The 16,958-nt window shown below is 61.1% G+C and carries 13 protein-coding genes; 1 reads left to right on the forward strand and 12 read right to left on the reverse strand.

The features are described 5' to 3' along the window. Positions 1-81 precede the first annotated feature (81 nt). Positions 82-1,074, reverse strand: coding sequence for a GNAT family N-acetyltransferase (locus XX99_RS07520; RefSeq protein WP_082125348.1), 993 nt, complete (start codon positions 1,072-1,074; stop codon positions 82-84). A gap of 112 nt (positions 1,075-1,186) precedes the next feature. Between XX99_RS07520 and XX99_RS07525 the strand changes: the two genes are divergently transcribed. Then, the gene (locus XX99_RS07525) at positions 1,187-1,789 is read left to right on the forward strand and encodes a hypothetical protein (protein ID WP_050058762.1); all 603 of its coding nucleotides are present in this window, start codon (positions 1,187-1,189) and stop codon (positions 1,787-1,789) included. Between the two features lie 67 nt (positions 1,790-1,856). Here the strand turns inward: XX99_RS07525 and XX99_RS07530 are convergent, their stop codons facing one another. From XX99_RS07530 to XX99_RS07580, 11 genes are all read right to left on the reverse strand, one after another. Beyond that, positions 1,857-2,570 (reverse strand): SPOR domain-containing protein, encoded by a 714-nt coding sequence (locus XX99_RS07530; protein WP_050058763.1) that lies wholly within the window; start codon positions 2,568-2,570, stop codon positions 1,857-1,859. Next, positions 2,567-2,953: a DUF4280 domain-containing protein gene (locus tag XX99_RS07535; RefSeq protein ID WP_050058764.1), complete on the reverse strand. Its 387-nt coding sequence runs from the start codon at positions 2,951-2,953 to the stop codon at positions 2,567-2,569. The genes XX99_RS07530 and XX99_RS07535 overlap by 4 nt, the downstream gene beginning before the upstream one ends. Before the next feature lie 99 nt (positions 2,954-3,052). Next, on the reverse strand, positions 3,053-4,873 hold the full coding sequence (locus tag XX99_RS07540) for a type VI secretion system Vgr family protein (protein WP_050058765.1): 1,821 nt from the start codon (positions 4,871-4,873) through the stop codon (positions 3,053-3,055). A 133-nt stretch (positions 4,874-5,006) separates the two neighbouring features. After that, positions 5,007-6,146, reverse strand: a complete 1,140-nt coding sequence (gene tssG / locus XX99_RS07545) for a type VI secretion system baseplate subunit TssG (RefSeq protein WP_050058766.1) — start codon at positions 6,144-6,146, stop codon at positions 5,007-5,009. A 13-nt stretch (positions 6,147-6,159) separates the two neighbouring features. After that, the gene (tssF, locus tag XX99_RS07550; RefSeq protein ID WP_050058767.1) at positions 6,160-7,980 is read right to left on the reverse strand and encodes a type VI secretion system baseplate subunit TssF; all 1,821 of its coding nucleotides are present in this window, start codon (positions 7,978-7,980) and stop codon (positions 6,160-6,162) included. A gap of 57 nt (positions 7,981-8,037) precedes the next feature. Continuing rightward, the gene (tssE, locus tag XX99_RS07555) at positions 8,038-8,568 is read right to left on the reverse strand and encodes a type VI secretion system baseplate subunit TssE (protein WP_050058768.1); all 531 of its coding nucleotides are present in this window, start codon (positions 8,566-8,568) and stop codon (positions 8,038-8,040) included. Continuing rightward, positions 8,538-9,026: an Hcp family type VI secretion system effector gene (locus XX99_RS07560; RefSeq protein ID WP_050058769.1), complete on the reverse strand. Its 489-nt coding sequence runs from the start codon at positions 9,024-9,026 to the stop codon at positions 8,538-8,540. Before XX99_RS07560 ends, tssE begins: the two co-directional genes overlap by 31 nt. Positions 9,027-9,085: 59 nt before the next feature. Further along, on the reverse strand, positions 9,086-10,708 hold the full coding sequence (tssC, locus tag XX99_RS07565; protein ID WP_231581188.1) for a type VI secretion system contractile sheath large subunit: 1,623 nt from the start codon (positions 10,706-10,708) through the stop codon (positions 9,086-9,088). Positions 10,709-10,834: 126 nt separating this feature from the next. Further along, positions 10,835-11,473: a type VI secretion system contractile sheath small subunit gene (locus tag XX99_RS07570; protein WP_050058771.1), complete on the reverse strand. Its 639-nt coding sequence runs from the start codon at positions 11,471-11,473 to the stop codon at positions 10,835-10,837. A gap of 213 nt (positions 11,474-11,686) precedes the next feature. Continuing rightward, positions 11,687-12,853: a type VI secretion system protein TssA gene (gene tssA / locus XX99_RS07575; RefSeq protein WP_050058772.1), complete on the reverse strand. Its 1,167-nt coding sequence runs from the start codon at positions 12,851-12,853 to the stop codon at positions 11,687-11,689. A 2-nt stretch (positions 12,854-12,855) separates the two neighbouring features. Beyond that, positions 12,856-16,923 (reverse strand): type VI secretion protein IcmF/TssM N-terminal domain-containing protein, encoded by a 4,068-nt coding sequence (locus XX99_RS07580; protein WP_050058773.1) that lies wholly within the window; start codon positions 16,921-16,923, stop codon positions 12,856-12,858. Positions 16,924-16,958: the final 35 nt, after the last annotated feature.

Raw genomic sequence — 16,958 nt, forward strand, 5'->3', positions numbered from 1 at the left:
GGCGGTAAACGGGCGGAGGCGGCATCCTATTCCTGCTGCCCCCAGGTGGAATCATCGGCAGCTTGTTTTTCTCTATTCCGCTCAACTCTTCCGCTCCATCAAGGGATTTCCGCGCTCCGATATCCCAGTCGTCTGGAATCCCAGTTTCCGGTACATGGAGACCAATGCCGCCGGTCCTGGATCGGCGGCGGAATCGGGCCGGGCCTCGAGTTGAGCTACGCGATACCCGTTACTTCGAGCTGTGCGCAGCGCGGCATCCATCAGCTGCCCGGCTATCCCTTGCTGGCGATGCTCCGGAGCTACTCCGAGGTTGGAGATGTAGACCGCGTTCTCGGAGGCGGTCAGTTGCACGGAACCGACAGCCTGCGATGCGCCTTGTACCGTAACCTGGATATCCCAGCCGGAGCCGTTAGGTTGCGGAGCACGAACCGCATACCGGGCGGCGGGAGCCGTCTTTCTGTTGACGACTCCGCTGCCCGCGCCAATCGCTGCATTCGCCGCCGGAGCGGCGCTACCCGAATCGTGAACGCGACTCGTCGCGGCCGCGCGGCCGAGACGATCGGCTTCCGCTTCAAGGGCCTGGTCCTGGACCACGGCCACGCCGCTGCCGAAGGGATTGGCGACGCGGCCGGCGCGCTGCTGAACGACATGCGCCAGCTCATGGCCCAGCAGAAACTGTCCGTGGGGCGTATGCGGATTGTATTGGCCTGGGGCGAAGTGCAGATCCGATCCCCACGTGAAGGCGATGGCGCCTATCGCCGATGCTTCGGGTCCCACGTGGACGCGGACGTCGGAGAAGCTGGTTCCAAAAGCACCCTCCATCTTTGCCTGTACATCTCGCGGCAGCGGCCATCCTCCCGAGCGGGGACGCAGGTCCACCTGGAACGCATCGACACCGGGACGGCGCTGGGTGGTCATCTTCGCTTGAATCTGGTTGGGACTGGATGCGGCGAAGGAGAATGGGCGGCTCTGGAAGAACCCCTGAACCACGCGGGTTCTGCTGCCTGTGGGCGACACATGCAACGGTCGCAGCAGGGGGCCCGGAACAGCGCGAAAGGCTGGGGGAGAGGGCATGGGTGGATCTTATCGCGGCGGCCATGCGTAGTGCATCAATTTTTTGCCGATAACCTATTACTAAAGGCCTAGACTGTTACTAAGTTGGGAAAGTGAGAGAACGCAGCACGCGATGAGTCTTTTCGGACAGCCTAAGTTTTACCCCAATCTGAACCCGTCGGCTGCGGTGCCCGCTGACCGGGAGCAGATATTCAGGCTGCGCAGCTTTGCCGACAATTACCGCATGAGCCGGGGCAAGGAGCATGGCCACTACGTGCCCAACTCCCGCTTCGTCTTCGTCACCATGACCAGCGGCGAGACGCTGATGCACCAGCGCTACCGCCATCCGGTGCTGGCCGAGGGCAAGCCCGTGCTCTACGCCGGCGAGGCCTTCTTCAACAATGGACGGCTGCAGTGGTGGAGCAACGGAAGCGGCAACTATCGTCCCGACCCCGACCACGCCGCCCAGGCCGGATTGCCGGTGGATCATTTCTATCCTTATGACGAGATATTGAAGGGCGCGCATACGCAGCCGAAAATCAATCCGCCCCGAATCGATTCAAAGATCACTCATGTCTCGGCCGCAGTCTCAACGGCAGCTGACAGGCCATTGAACCAAATGCAGGCGAAGCTGGTTCAGGCCAAATTTGCGGTGACGGGAAATCAGATTCCAAACCGTGCCGGGATGCCGATATTTCGGCCGGTATTTGGGCCACTCTTTCGAGGCCGTGTCTAAAATCCACATCGAAATGCAGTGATCCGAAATTACTCCGGGGTTCAAGGCCTCGCGTCTGAAATTTGAACTACTGGATGGGGCCCATCGGTCCGATGACCGGCTTCACGTTCTCGGCAATCGATACCCGCGCGGCGACCTGGGAGGCCTTGTTCCAGCGCGTGTAGGGGCCAAGTTTTACGACATACCAGGTGCGTTCGTGGGGATCGGAATAGAGACTCAGGGACGGGCGATATCCCAGATCTTTTAGCGACTGCATCAGCGTCTCGGCATTGGCCTTCACGGAGAAGGAGCCAACCCGGACCGCGAGTGGAATCGCGTAGGACGAGGAGGCTTCAACGGGCTTGGGTGCTGCGGCGAGAGCCGCAGGCTGCGGCTTCGCACTGGCAACGGCAGACGGCGGCGTTGTGGCTGCAGCGGCCGAAGGTGCGCTCGCCGCCACGGAAGCCGGCGGCGCCGGCGCGGGTGTCGCAGGTGCAGCGGAGTTCGATGAAGCAGCAGTTGCGCTCGCAGCCGGAGTGGGTGTCCCGGCAGGGCCAGCGGCCACGGCGGAAGATGGGGCCGCTGCAGCTGCCGGCTGGCTCGTCGCGTGAGCCTGCATCGGCTTGGGTAATGCCGGAGCTTGTACGACGCGCGTTGTTGCTGCGTTACTGCCGAGATGGCCCGAGTAGAGGATGCCGGAGAGCGATCCTGCAAAGAACAAAAGAATCGCAGCCGCGGCGAAGCAGCCGGCGAGCAGCAGGGCGCGCGTCTTGTCGAGCGAGAAATTGTAGAGGGCGCTCACGGGATCTGCACCGTTGCCTGGCCTGGATCGGAGATCTGGATGATTCCCGCCCAGGTGCACATGAGTTTTGAGGTGGAGTCGAGCGCGGGCATATTGCCGATGAGCACCGTAGGTGCGCCGGGAGCCCACGGCGCAACCGTCGCGGGCACGCAGGGCATCGGGGTCAGCACTCCGAGAGCTGCCGCCGTCGCTGTGATCACTTCAGGATTGCTGGGGGACGAGCACATGCCGAAGGTGGGGATGTTCACCATCGGCTTGTTATCCATGATGGTGGCTGCGGGCGTGCCGGTAAATGTCTGGTTTTCCGGCAGCACGATGAGTGAGCCAGGAGCTGCGCCGAAGCTACACGCGATGGACGCGCCCATACATACCTGCATCGCCATTGTTCGCTCCCTCCTCTTCGGGATTCCGCTCCATGCGCCCTTCAATGACCTATGGCATCGACAAAGCTGCGTTGGAATGCCGTAGCTTCCCCGGCTCACTTAGTTGATCTTTACCATGCCGCCTTTGACCGTAAGCATCCCGCCGCCATCGACTGTCTGGGACGCAGAAGCTTTATTGGTCAGGCTGGTTCCTGCATCGTTCATCATATCGGTGCCGGACTTATTGGTCAGTGAAGTTCCTGCGGTGTTCGCGAAGTCTGTACCAGACTTGATACTTACAGATCCACTGGCCTCGATGCTGAGGTTGCCGCTGACCTTCAGGGTGAAGTTACCCGAGATATTCGAGGTGTAATCGCCTTTATTGGTGTGGCTTTCATTGCCGGTTACGCTCAGGGTGCGGGTTCCGGCCACGGTAAGGCTCTCATTGTTGAGAATGCTGACCGTCATATCCTTCTGCGCCTGGATGAATATCTCTTCCGATCCGGCCTTGTCTTCAAAACATATTTCGTTGAAGCCCGATCCTCCCTTGGACGAGCTGCTCTTCAGCGTGCTGCGGGTCTGGTTGTCGGGCAGTGTGTATGGCACCTGCTGCTGCGCGTTGTAGACGCAGCCGGTAATGAGCGGGCGGTCGGGATTGCCTTCAAGAAAGCTGACGATCACCTCCTGCCCGATGCGGGGAATGTAGATACTGCCCCACAGATTTCCCGCCCATCCCTGGGCCACGCGCACCCAGCACGAGCTGGTCTCGTTGTTTTGTCCGAGCTGATCCCAGTGAAATTGCACAACCACGCGCCCGTATTGGTCGGTCCAGATCTCTTCTCCCGCCTTGCCCACGACGGACGCGGTCTGGGTTCCGGCAATCACTGGCCGCGGCGTGATCTGCGGCGGATGAAAGGTCGTAGCTGCGGGGAAGGCTTCGAAAGAATTCGTGTAGTCATCCTGATTACCGCGCATGGTGAGGCGGCGGATAACATAGCTCGCGTTCAGGTCGGAGCGGTAATGATTGGCCAGGGTGAAGGTGCATCCGGCATGAAATGCGCGGCAGAGGCTGGAGCCGCGCAGAGTCTTGGCCTCGGTCTGCAGCATTGCGAGCCGGCGGCTGGTGATGGTCTCGCCATCGCTCTGCGCGGTGTAGAGGCCAGGATAGTCATAGACGGAGCGGCTGGTGTCGCTGCCGCTGGCGGTCGCGAGAAGCTGGGTGGCGGGGATGGTGAAATTGAAGTCGTCAGCTTTGTACTGGCCCGCGGTCACCGACTGATCGACCACGCAGTCCAGCACCATGTCGTCGGAATCGTATCGCGGCTCAGGGCTGCCAATGTATCGGGCGGAGGTCAACCCCGGGCATGTGCCCCACGAGCTGGTGTCGTCGACGAGCACCATGGTGTGCTTCGAGGCATCATGCGTGAAGTAGTAGGAGATGCCCTCTTCCTCCAGCAGCCGGCTGACGAAGGCGAAGGCTGTCTCGCGATATTGCACGCAGTACTCGCGGGCGCTGTAGCTTCCCGTCGTCTTGTCGGAGAAATCGCTGAAGCCGAGGCCGGAGAAGATCTGCTTCACGATATCGAGTGTGTTCATGTTCTGAAAAATGCGGCAGTCGGCGCTCATGGTGAGCATCCAAAGCCAGGGATGAAGCTCGGCGAGATAGGTGGTGAAGCGTTCGTCGCATCCCGCCTGAGTGAAGCGGCCGACGATGCCGTTGACGTACTGGAAGCTTCCGCTAGAGAGCTGGATCTGCAGGGTGACGGGCTGGCCGATAATTTGCGTGAAGTCGAGCGACGAGCTTGCCGAATAAAGTTCGAGGTCGTAGCTGAAAAGCTCCGAGATCGCCTCACCACCTTGAAAGTTGCGCACCAGCAGCGTGTTTGCTCCGAAGGGCGTGGTGATCTGCACCGGCAACGCGGTCTGGACGAAAGTAGCCATCTCTAGTCTCCCGAGTTATTCAATTTCTCGCATAAGTTGTCATCCCGACCGTAGCGAAGCGAAGTGGAGGGACCTGCAGTTTCACGGTTGGCGTTGTAGCAGCCCGATGGAAATATGATGAATGTTCATGACTCTAAAGATCTCCGTCGATCATGACGACGCCATTGTTCATGGCAGTGCGGGCGCCATTCGTTCGTCCTGATTCGAGCCTGCCTGACTCCAGCCAGGAGAGCCGTCCCAGCTCGATCTGGCGAACGGGCGAGGCTGCATCGCGGATATCGTAAGGCGCGACCGACGGCACCTCGTCAGCGCGGAGCACCAGCCTGAAGGAGAAGTCGACTTCGTCGCCGAGATAGAAGCGGGTCAGGCTCTGCAGAGGCTTATAGGCAACGCGGCCGGGAAGAAACCGCTCGAAGCTGTCGAGATCCAGTGGTCCAAGCTGGATGATAATCCGCGCATGCTGGTCCCAGACCCGCTTGCCGAGAACCGTCTCCTGCCCCAATCCATGATTGCGGCCTTGGCTCGCGCCGATGCGCGTCCATTGATCCTCACTTAGATCGAGCCATGCGCCGACGAACTCCTCGATAGCGACATCGACATGGAAATAATCCGCCAATACCCGCTGCAAACCGCTGGCGGAGTGCGGCCGATGCGCCAGGATGCCGCTGTAGTGGAGCAGAGCGCGATCCGGCACCCAGAGGCGGTAGCGGGCGGCGGAGCCGGGATCGCGGCCGAGGCCGAAGAACGAGTAGAGATGATCAGCGGCGAGGCCTTCGTCCGGCGAACCGGCGGTCAGCTCCGGATGGTGCATCTCGTGCACCCGATAGAGCAGCAGCACCAGCCGGTGATTGAAGATATCGAGGAAGTCGCGCAGTGCGCTGTTGCGCGGTCGCAGCAACTGCTCGGTGAATACTACCGGCAGAGGTCCGTGCGCTCCCGCCAGTCCGAGGAAGTTGACCAGCATCTGGGGCAAAGCTTCGTCGTGGCTGGGAGGCGCAATCCGCTCGATGTCGTCGCCGGGAAAATCGAAGCTCATGCGCGAGCGGAAGCGCACGGGCACAGAGCCGTGCGACGCAGGAGCCGCGCCATTGTGTAAAAGCGAAAGCGCTCTTACTGCCTGATAAAAGCTGAAGCGTCCGCCATCCGCGAAGAGACGGTCGAGTGTCGAGGCACCCGAGCCCCAGCGCAGATCGCCGTTCGATGGCAGAGGCTGCTCGGCGAGAGCCGTTTCGCCCGTATTTAGCTCACCGGCACTCAGCTCGTCGGGACTCATACAATCTCCGCGTTCACAGAATCTCCTGCTCGCTGCTCAGCGGCGCCCAGCGCTTCCATTCACCGTCGATATTGCTGCGTTTTGCGACCACCTGAGTGAAGGTGTTCACCGACCCGTACAGACCAAGAAAGTGCCGCAGCACCGAAGCCAGCAGCAGAGCGCTGCTGCCCTTGTACTTCATGGGATCGAAGACGAAGGTGATCTCGGTGCCACGCCGGTAGCCGCGCCAGGCATCCGCGCCGAAGCGGCGCAGCACCTTGCGGCTCTGCATGGAGCAGATACCGTCGATCTCCTGATCGGCATAGCTGTGCCGGGTGAAGGAGTAGAGGCGCAAAATCTCCTGCAACGCTTCCAGTCCCTGTCGATCGCTGGTAAGCGAAGAGGAGTTGAGCGAAAGGCTGGACACCAGACGCCACAGCGAAGGTCCTCCCAGCGGCGGATAAAGCGGAACCGTGGGCTTGGTCACACATGCGATGCGCAGCACGGGCGTGGTCTCTTCGATATTCAACTCGACGCGGTCGGGAAGCTGGCTGGCCAGCCAGCGATTGGTGCAGAGCGTGTGCGCAAACACTGTCTGGTCGGCGGGAGCGGCAGGGTGGAACGAGCGATCGAGGAACGACAGATACATATCGGTTCCGCGCACGTCATCGCGATCGGCGGGAACGCGGCGGCCCAGCCAGAAGGCCTGCGGTCCGGGACCGGCGGCAGAGTGGCGGAACGAATAAAACGGCTCGTAATTTGTCGAGCTCTGGGCCGGATTTGCTGAGCCCGAGACGCTGTGTATCGAATGGATCTCGGTTGTCGACTCGCGGCGGATATCGGCGACCAGCCGGTATTCCAGTTGAAGATGATCGAAGCGAATGGGCTCGCTGGTCTTGTGGAAGAGGTTGATGATCGGCGTGCAGCCCAGGCGGAAGTTGCGTGCCGAGATCACCGGCTCCCGCTGCGGTGGTTCTTTGAGGACGAAGAGCAGATCGAGAGTATCCGTGCCCGCGGCCACAGCATCGGCGGCGCAGCGCCGTTTGGAAAGCCCTTCTACATCGAAGAAGAGAAACTTCTGCTGAAAATTGAAATACTCCTGCAACAGCCGATATCCGGGCAGCGCATTCGGAGGATAGGGCAGCACCTCCTCCTCTGGCGCGAAGCCGACACTGCGCAGAGCGGCCGGCCCCAGTGAGACCGGCTTTGCACCCTTTTTATCCAACAACACCACGTCGATGGTATTTGCGAAGAGCATTTCATAGAGCGCGCCGGTCAGCTCCGGAGGACCGTCGAGGAAGAAGCGCAGGCTGGGAAGAAAGGCGGGATTGCGCAGCAGATCTTCGCGCGCGTGGAGGCGGATGCGCAACACCGTGCTTCCGGAGCTGAGGCCGTGGTATTCCGCCATCTCCAGCGCGGCTTCAGTTACGGTGACCGGCCAGAGCATGGTGTCATAGCAGGTGCGGAAGCGGCAGGTCAATCCGCTGGGGTCTTGCGCGAAGAGCGGCGTCTTACGCCGGATGGGAAATCCGTCGGTCAGTCCCTTGATGGTCGGGCCGACATCGAAGCAGGCGATGGCCATGGGCGGCAGCGGCTGGACCAGTTGCGGGTAGAGCACGCCCAGCAGGGCAGTGGTGATCTCGGGGAATTCCGCGCGCATCTGCCGCTGCAGGCGCGCGGTCATGAAGGCAAAGGATTCGATCAGCCGCTCGACATGAGGATCGGCGGTTTCGCCGTGCGGCATGTCGAGCCTGGCGGCGACCTTTCGATGTTCTCTCGCAAAGCTGCGGCCGGCGTCGCGCAGGTAGCTCAACTCATCGAAGTAATACTGCAGGAAATCTTCGTCGGCGCGCATTCCGTTCGGGCACTTCTCCTGTTAAAGCACGGTGTGGACCGGGCGAGCGGTCGGCAGTCAGTCGGCTTCGGCGGGCAGGATGGTCGCCGATTCGCCATGATCGCGCAGGCTCACCGGAAAACATACCGGCTGGTTCATGTTGTCCAGCCGCACCTTTCCGCGCAGGGTTCCCAGCATGCCCGCCGGATCATCGGGGTCGCTGTGTAATTCCAGCTGCGGATCGATCAGACGCGGTTCGAAGCTGGCGATCTTCCTGAGGATCGTCTGTTTCAAGAGACGGGAATCCGTGGCGCGCCCGCTACCCAGGGGCGAAAACGCCGGCAGCCCATAATCCAGAACCGTCTGCGGTTCGGATATGGGCTCCCAACTGGTGACCGGCCGCTGCCGGGGCGGCAACCGGGTGTTGAGGAGATTTTCGACTTCCTTCTGGATAGATTCGAGAAGCAGTTCGAGGCTTTGGATGCGATAAGGCTCGAGGATGCGGGAGTCGTCCAGATCTTCGTCGAAACGATCGAAGAGCGGAACGGGGACTCCCGCAACGAGCCTGGGATGACGCTCTAGGTGACCGCGTTGGTTGCGAGGTTCCATGTCGCCTTATTGTTGCCGGGATCGCTGGCTGCCGTGCCTGCCTGTTGCGTGTAGACCCATGAGATGGCGGTGTAGTTGAAGGTCACCGTCTCCTGCGGCTTGCCTCCGCCTCCCCCGCCGACTGAAACGGAGGAGATGAGAGCGTTGGTGAGTGTGTAGACCCAGGTCGCCGTTACGTGGCCGTTGTCGTTCTGACCTACGGTGATGATGACGGACGGAAGCGGTGTCGCGGTATTGCAGTTGTTGATCAGATTGCAGGAAGCCAGATCCTGATACTTGGTGACCGTGAAGTCCTGGTGGTTCGGTTTGCCCGAGGTGCGTTTGGTATTGCTCTGATCGCCCGTGATCTGCTGGGCGATGCCGTGACTGTATGACAGCAGCTCGATTTTGCCTACGTAGCCGGTAAGCGCACATTCCCCGGAGATCGTAGAGCCGGGATCGAGAATAATTACGTCCATTGCATTTCTCCTGAAGACTCAAGTTTGACTGCGCATTAACGCGCGCGGCGGCGTTACGTCTATTTGGCCGGCGGCGGCAGTTCCGCAACCAGGCGGAGCGAAACGGTAAGCTCGTCAAGCTGGAAATGTGGTTTGAGGAAGACGATCGCCTTGTAGGCACCGACCTTGTCGGCGAACTCGGTGACGTCGACCCGGGCCTCACGCAGCGGGAAGCTCGCCTTGACCGATTGCGGAGCGTCGTCGGTCAGCAGGACGTATTGCGAGATCCACTGATTCAGATAGCTGGCCACGTTCTCCCGCGTCATGAAGGAGCCGATCTTGTCGCGCATCATCACCTTGATGTAGTGGGCGAAGCGCGACGAGGCCAGGATGTAGGGCAGCATCGAAGAGATGTTCGCGTTGCGGTTGGCCGAGCTGAGGTTGTACTTCTTCGGCTTGTTGGTAGTCTGGCCGCCGAAGAAGGTCGCGTAGTCCGTTCCCTTGCAGTGGCAGAGCGCCAGGAAACCGAGGTCGTTCAATTCCTTCTCGCGGCGATCGGTGATGGAGGTTTCGGTGGGGCACTTGAAGGTGATGTCGCCGTTGTCGGTCTTGAAGGTGTAGATGGGCAGATCGGCGACCAGGCCGCCTCCTTCGGCGCCGCGGATCGCGGCACACCAGCGGTATTTGGCGAAGGCGTCGGTGATGCGCGCGCCCAGCGCATAGGCAGGGTTGCCCCAGAGATAGTTCTCGTGGTCGGCTTCGCTGCCGCTCAGCTGCTCTGTGTAGTTGAGGCCGTCGACCGGCTTGGTCTTGGGGCCATAGGGATAGCGCATCATGATGCGCGGCAGGGTCAGAGTCACATAGCGCGAGTCTTCGCTGTCGCGGAAGGAGCGCCACTTGATGAGCTCGGCGGTTTCGAAGGTTTTGGCGAGATCGCGCGGCCGGTTGAGCTCGTTGTAGCTCGACCAGTCGAAAAGCTCGGGGCTGGCGGCGGCGATGAAGGGAGCGTGCGCGGCTGCGGCCACACCGGAGATGCCGGTGAGCGTCGAGATATCCTGCGGATCGCGGCCGAAGGCGTAGTCGCCAACCAGGACGCTGAACGGATTGCCACCGTAGGTGCCGTACTCTTCTTCATAGATCTTTTTGAAGAGCGCGCTCTGGTCGAACTCCACGGCGCTCTCGATGTCCTTCACCAGATCGGCTTTGCTGGCATTCAGCAGGCGGATTTTGAGGCTCGAACCGGTCTCGGTTTTATCCACCAGGTAATGCAGACCGCGCCAGGACGCTTCGAGCTCCTGGAATGAGGGGTTGTGCAGAATCTGGTCGAGCTGCAGCTGTAACAGCTCATCGATCTGCGCGATGCGGGTCTTGATGGCAGCCACGATATCGGTGGTATCGCCTTCCAGCACCTTGCGAATCCGATCGGCCAGGCCGGGCTGGTCGGGATATTTCTCGGCCAGGGTGCCGTCCGTGTCGTCATACCAGGATTTGAGCGTCGCCTTGTAATAGGGATCGAAGGAGACCTGTTCCAGAAACTCGCGGATCAGGTTTTCGGCGTCTTTCTGCCGCTCTTCCTGGATAACCTGCAGGCGGGCCAGCTCCGGCCCCGACTTGCCATTGGTGTCGGTCCGTACCATGCCGCTCTGCATCACTATTTTCGAGAGGTAATCGTCATTCGGTTGGGTTGTCGTTGCGTCCGGCATTGCGTTTCTCCTTGGGGCAGAGCGCCTTGCGCTCCTGGCCGTTGAACATCGTCGAGATGAAGCGTTGACTCATGACCGCGAAGGCGCCGATGGAAAGGAATTTTTCCTGCGAACCGGCGCTGTACGCTACTTGGCTGGCGCGTCGGGAGCCGAAAGCTGTTTCGTGTCCTTGGGCTCGGGATAGCTGGATGCGTCCAGCACCATATCCTTCGGCTTGTTGGCATCGGTCGCCGCTACCTTCAACTCGGCTTCCAGCTTGTCGTTGCCGTCCAGCTTGCTGAGCAGGTCGCTCAGGCGGCTGCGCGCCTCGTAGAGCGTATTCAGCTGCGGAGTGTGCCGGATGACCCAGAGGGGATGAAACATGTAGAGCGGGTCGTCGCCCAGCACATTGCCGAGCAGGGCGTCCAACGGCTTGGAGTTGTCCAGCTTGGGATTGGCCTCGGCGGAGATCTCGATGGGCAGCCGCGGCGTCTCGGTGGCATCGGCGGCCCTGACCTTCATCAGATTGTCGACGGTGAAAGCCGAGCGGGGATTGATCTTGGCGAAGATCTCCTTGAACGAATCCCGGTCGATCTCTACGAACTGGCGGTCGCGCAGTTTCGGAGGGGTGGTTCCGTCGGGGAGCTGTCCCGAAAGGTCGGCGAGCACTCCCACAACGAGAGGAAGCTCCTTGACCTCGAAGGCATCGCCAATCTGTACGTCATAAGTGATCTGGACGCGCGGGGGGCGCACCCGGTCTAGTTTGTGCTGAATGCTCTCTGCCATGATCTTTCCTCATTCTGGTAGGTGAACTGTGCTCCGCAACGGCAGAACGCAGGTAATAGGCAACAATGATCAAAGAATTACTTTTTTACGGATAATTTACATCCGCAAGTAACAAGCAAACGACTCGTAGTCTAATCACAAAGTCTTTCTATTTCCACAAGTTTTTTTCGGAATGCGGGCAACCCTTGAATTACCGCACATTACCGATGGACTTCAATTACGCCCGTCGGATAGATCGAGGCGAAGGAGTCTGACCAGTTCACTCAGTTCCCCCTGATCCTTGACTAACTCCGGCAGCAGCTCGTTGAAGTGCATGTTGCCCCAGGCGACTGCGCGCCAGATGAGGTAAGGCGTTGGGCTGTGCGGGTCGGTCTGATGGAGAAACTCCGCGATCTCCTCCAGCAGGTGGTAGGCATCGGCGCGAGACTGAATACCCGCTGCGGGCATTGCTGGATGCGGCTGAACCGCGTGATTGGTCTGGTGAAGGGCTGGCGATTGAGAGACCGGTGCGAGCGGACGGTCCTCAGCATCGGGCTGCAACGCGAGCGCAGAGCCGAAATCTTCCGAAGAGTCAGTCTCTTCTTCTTCCTGCGGAGCTGGCTCCGGCTCCGGTTCGTTGACGCGCGTAGCGGCGAGCATGCTTTCTAGTAGCTGCTCCCCCGACGTAGCCTCTTTGCGAAATTGCAGGAGGCCGGGGGCGAGCTTGCCGGCTCGTTCATCCATGAGTTCGTCGAAGGCCCGCACATGGTCGAGAGTGGCGAGGACATCCTGGTGGAGAGCGAGTAACCACCGGTAGCCGGTCAGCATGACGCTTTGCTGAAACTTCGCCATGGTAACCGCATTGGGTGGTCCACCCTCGCCGGGATTGCGCACCGCTACGTCCCAATCGGCCAGCGAGTAGGCCGGAACGCTTTCCATGCCGGGTTTCGTCAGGCGCAGCAGTCGAAGGCGCCGGGCCAGCTTCTCGTTGACCCACTGAATGGGCGCCAGCCTGGCGGTCAGATCTTCTCCGTCGATGGCGGGGTACATCTGTTCCCAGAAATCCGCGCACAGCCGGTGCATCAGCTCGATGCCCCGCGCCGCGCCGGCAAAGCTGTCGAGCTGAATCCAGGCTTCGAGCAGCCACGCCGCGAGTTGCAGATCCTTGCTGCGGTGGACCAGCGCTTCGGCGCAGAGAGTTTCGACGGCGCCCCAGTCGGCGCGCTTGAGGTCGCTCTGCCAGACGCCCTGCGGCAGCCCCGCGTCATCCTCTCTGCGCGCCTCGCGCACCTGTTCGTAGACGCCCTGGTAGCGCAGCCACTCGCCGCCGGGGTGTTCTGCGGAGATGGGAGCCAATAGCCGGTCGAGATCGGTAAGAAGCGGGTCAAGAGCGCGGCTCATGGTCAGTCTCCGTGCGTGGTCTTCAGCGTCGCTACGGGCGCTTTGTAGGGAAATTCAGGGAACGGCAATGTGTCGCCACCCGGCTTTGCGCCGACGGGCAACAGATCCACCTGCAGGTAAACCACGGTGTCCGGCGGCTTGGACGCGCCGGGTATGGGAACGGCTCCCGCAGCATAGGTATTGGGAATCGTGAATGCAAATTGATTCTTTTGGTCGGCCGGTCCCGGTGGATGATTGCGCAGCATGGCGAACAACGACCAGAAATCGCTGTATTGATACTGCACGGTCAGGCCCTGCACCTGAACCTGCGTTGAGGGAGGCCGCGTTGCAGGAATTTCGGGCGAGTCATAGGCATAGCGCAGAGTCAGCGTTAGAGGCTGGTCAAGATGCCAATCCAGGGCTGCTGCATCTCCCGAGCCGGGAGGATAACTCAGGAGCTGTTGTCCGAGCTGCAGCTTCCACTCGGCGATGCGATTGCCGAAGCTCTCGCTGTCGCGGTTGGTGCGGAAGTGAATGCTCACACCCAGAGCCGGGGTGGGATCCTTGGCTGTGCCGGAGACCAGCGGGCGAGCCGCGGCGATGTTTTTCATGAACGTGGTGATGTCGCCAGCCTTATCCACGATTGCCGGCAGGAGGCTGTCGAGGCCGGGTGCTTCCCGGTCGAAGGTCTGGTAGAACGCGGCGATGTCGGTCAGCCCGGCTTCGGAGCCGGAGCGCGTGTCCGGATATTGCGAGAAGGGAAAACGCCCGGCCAGCCTCTTATTGAAGTCCGCTGCGATCTCGTTGAAGCGCGAGACGGCGATCTGGTGGCAGCGGTCGACCGCGATCTTCGCCAGTTCGGCGCGTACGTTCAGGAAGACGTCAGAGGAATGCCGCTGGCTGGTTGTTTTACAGCCGGAGTCCGGCGTTACTTTGTCGATGTCGGTGGAGATGAAGGTTTCCAGCGTTTGAATGGGATTGCCCGGCGTCTTCGCCTGCAACGCCGCGACATCGGTGGAGATGTTCCGCCATTTGGCCAGCAGCGCGGAGTGTCCGCCTTCGCTGCGCAGCAGCTGCACCAGCGGCGCGGCGTCCGCGGTTACGGTTTCGATCTTCTTCTGCTCACCGGCAAGATAGGTCTGCAGATCGTCGGACGAGTTCACGCCATAAATCCACTGCGAGGTGGGCAGAGTATTTCCGTCGGCAGCAAGTGGCGTGCTCGGGCTGTAGAGCGCGGGCAGCTGCTGGTTCACCTTCACCAGCAATGCAGACGCCTGACGGTTAAGCGATCGATTGAGGCAGGCATGCTCCGCGGTAGCGTGCAGCGCGGTGAGCGCGTCGCCCACCTGCTTCAGCTGGTCGAGCGACTGGCTCAGGTTACGCAGCTCGGTATCGAGCGCGGCCTGCGCGTCGCCGGCGTTGGGATTGGGCATGATCGCATCCTGCAACGCGGCAGAGATGTTGGTGCTGGCGCGGGCGTCGACCACTCCGCGCACGGCCTCGCGGTAGGAGCCGGGAAGCTCAGGCAGCAGCTCCTTGTCGATTTTGCTGCGCATGGCGTCAAGGCTCAGGGCGCGCTCGAGGTCGGCCTGATTCCACACGTCGCCGGATGGAATCGGGCGGCAGGCGGTGGCCGAACTCCCGTCTTCGTCCGACATCACTTCGTAGTCGAGGAGCGAATCGAGAACCGAGGCCAGTGTGCGCACCTGCCCGTCCAGGCGGACTTTTCCGTCTTCGATGGTGAGGACTGCCGGTGTGGTCTGCAGAGCTGCCTTCATGGAGTCCAGCTTTTGCGCGCCTATGGTCGAGACCTGATCGGTGAACTGGCTGTCGGCAAACGGCATCGCATCGAGCGCCGGACCCAGTGCCGGATAGCTCTCGCGATTGAAGCTCGCCGCAATCCAGTCGTAGCCGCCCGCGTTGAGTTGTGTGTCCATGGCCTGGGCGTGGCTCACGATGGCGTGCAGCTGGTCGTTTGATAAAGTATTGCGGCCTGCGGTCAGGTCCTGAAGCCCGTTGGCTCCAGCCAGCCACTGAACCTCCGCCTTGAGCGGATTCGTGTCGAACCAGCTTTGGTAAAAGCTATTGATCCTGTTTGTCGCGGATGCGGCGGTCAGCTCGTCGTAGTCCGGTGGAACTTCGAGCGGCGACCAGGTTGCGTTCAGAAGAAGGCGCTGGTAGTTGGGATCGTGCGCGATGCGGCTGGTGTCGGGCAGATCGTATCCGCCGAGATAGTGCAGCAGCTGGTTCAACTGCACGAAGCTGCCGGTGTCTGCGCCGGTGATGAAGCGGTAGCGATCGATGTTGGTGTGCAGCGCCTGCAGGTCGGAGAGATATCTCTGCAGCTCGCGATAGGCCGGGTCGGAGGTCCAGGCATTTCCCGGAAGATAAGTCGAAGCCGTGTAATTTGCCGGCGCCACCACCGGCGGCGCGGCAGCGAGCAGCAGCGAGATGCGATCCTCGAGTGCGTCCTTGCAGGAGCTCAGGACCACCGCCTCGAAGGTGCGCTCGATGGTGTCGCTCAGATTATGGTGGAGGCCTTCGAGATCGATGTAGGAGTAGGGCATTCCCAGCGAGTAAAACTCGTTCTCGTGCGACGCGCCCAGGGTATTGAAGAGATCGACGGCAGGAGTGACGCTCGCACCCGAGGAGACGGCGATGGTGTTCAAGTTGGTCGCGAGCGATTGCAGCACGGGATCGATGTGATCGTTTTGTAATCGGCCCAGGCGGCCCCAGGCGCTGAAGGTAGCCGCCCCTAAAAATACGACCAGAATGCAGGCGATGATCTGCGCGGCGATCACGGATCGGTTGCGGGAGAAGAAGCCGCCCACCAGAGGAGTGGCCAAATAACGTTCCGCGAAAATTTTGAATTCGAAGAGATGCCGGACAAAGATCACCCGGCTCGGTTGCGGATCCAGTAAGGCGTGCGGTGTGAGGCGCTGCGCCGTGAGATCGCTCGGGGCGGCCTCTAGGCCGTCGCCTTCGCGCCCGCTGAAGTAGATGCCGCGCAGCAGGTGCGGTCCGTGGTACGCCGTGGTGCGAAAGACGCGGTTGAGCAGAGTCCGCAATGGGCCGCGCAAGCTCTGCAGCTCGAAAGGGAAGAGGAATACGCCGTCGGCCTGCCCGGTCGTCTTGCTCTCCGCCAGCATCTCCAGCTGGTAGCGCAACAGAACTTCGTTGGTGGAGTCGAAGGCCTCGTCCACCCACGAGGGACTGAAGGCGGTGTCCAGCAGGTGGGGATTGGACCATCCAATCAGATCATCGGAGAGCTCGGCCACCGGATTGCCATTCCGCTCCGCAGGTTTGCGCGCCGCCTGCTCGAAGAAGATGCGGGAGTAGCTGGAGAAGCCGGTGACCGCGTCGCACTTGGTCACCAGGATATAGACAGGAAGAACAAGCCCGGTGAGATGCTGCACGTCATCCAGTCGCCGTGCGAGCTCGGTGATGCGGGCAATACGCTGCGGATGGTCAGGCTCGGCAACCGCTTCCAGCAACTCCGTTGCGGGGATGGTCAGCACGATTCCGTTGAGCGGCTGGCGCGGGCGATAGCGCGCGGCAAGGCGCAGGAAGCTTCTCCATGCGGTGCGGTCAGGCGGTCCGCTACGCAAGGGCGCGAGATTCTCCGTAGCGGCAGGCTGTGGCGTAGCGGTGGCTAGAAAGGCCCCACCCGGCACGTCGATTAAGACGGCCTGATCGAGCAGCAGCCAGCGGGGCGTGTAGTCTTCCTTGCCGGGCTTGCCCTCGGGTTCGACGATATCCGCCGCAATGCCGCCGAGGGTTTCGGCGATGGTGGTCTTGCCCGATCCCGTCTCTCCGATCAACACATACCATGGCACGCGATAGCGCGAGCCCCAACCCGGCAGCCGGTTCGCGATCCGCCGCATGGCTTCGCGGAAACTCGCTTTCATGCCCGGCGTTCGCAGCGGCAACCACCACTGCGGCTTCTGCTCTTCTTCGGGCTTGGCTTCACCCTCCTGCTTGCGCGACTTCAGCACCACGAAGATCGCTACCACTATCAGAATCACGGCGAAGAGGATCACCGCGACCAGCAGGATCGCCAGAAACGTGGGGTCGGAGAAAGAGATTCTCATCCCGCCCTCCGCAGCTCGAGAATAGTTGTGACGAA

Origin of the sequence: Silvibacterium bohemicum (assembly GCF_001006305.1) — a bacterium.
GTDB lineage: Bacteria > Acidobacteriota > Terriglobia > Terriglobales > Acidobacteriaceae > Silvibacterium > Silvibacterium bohemicum.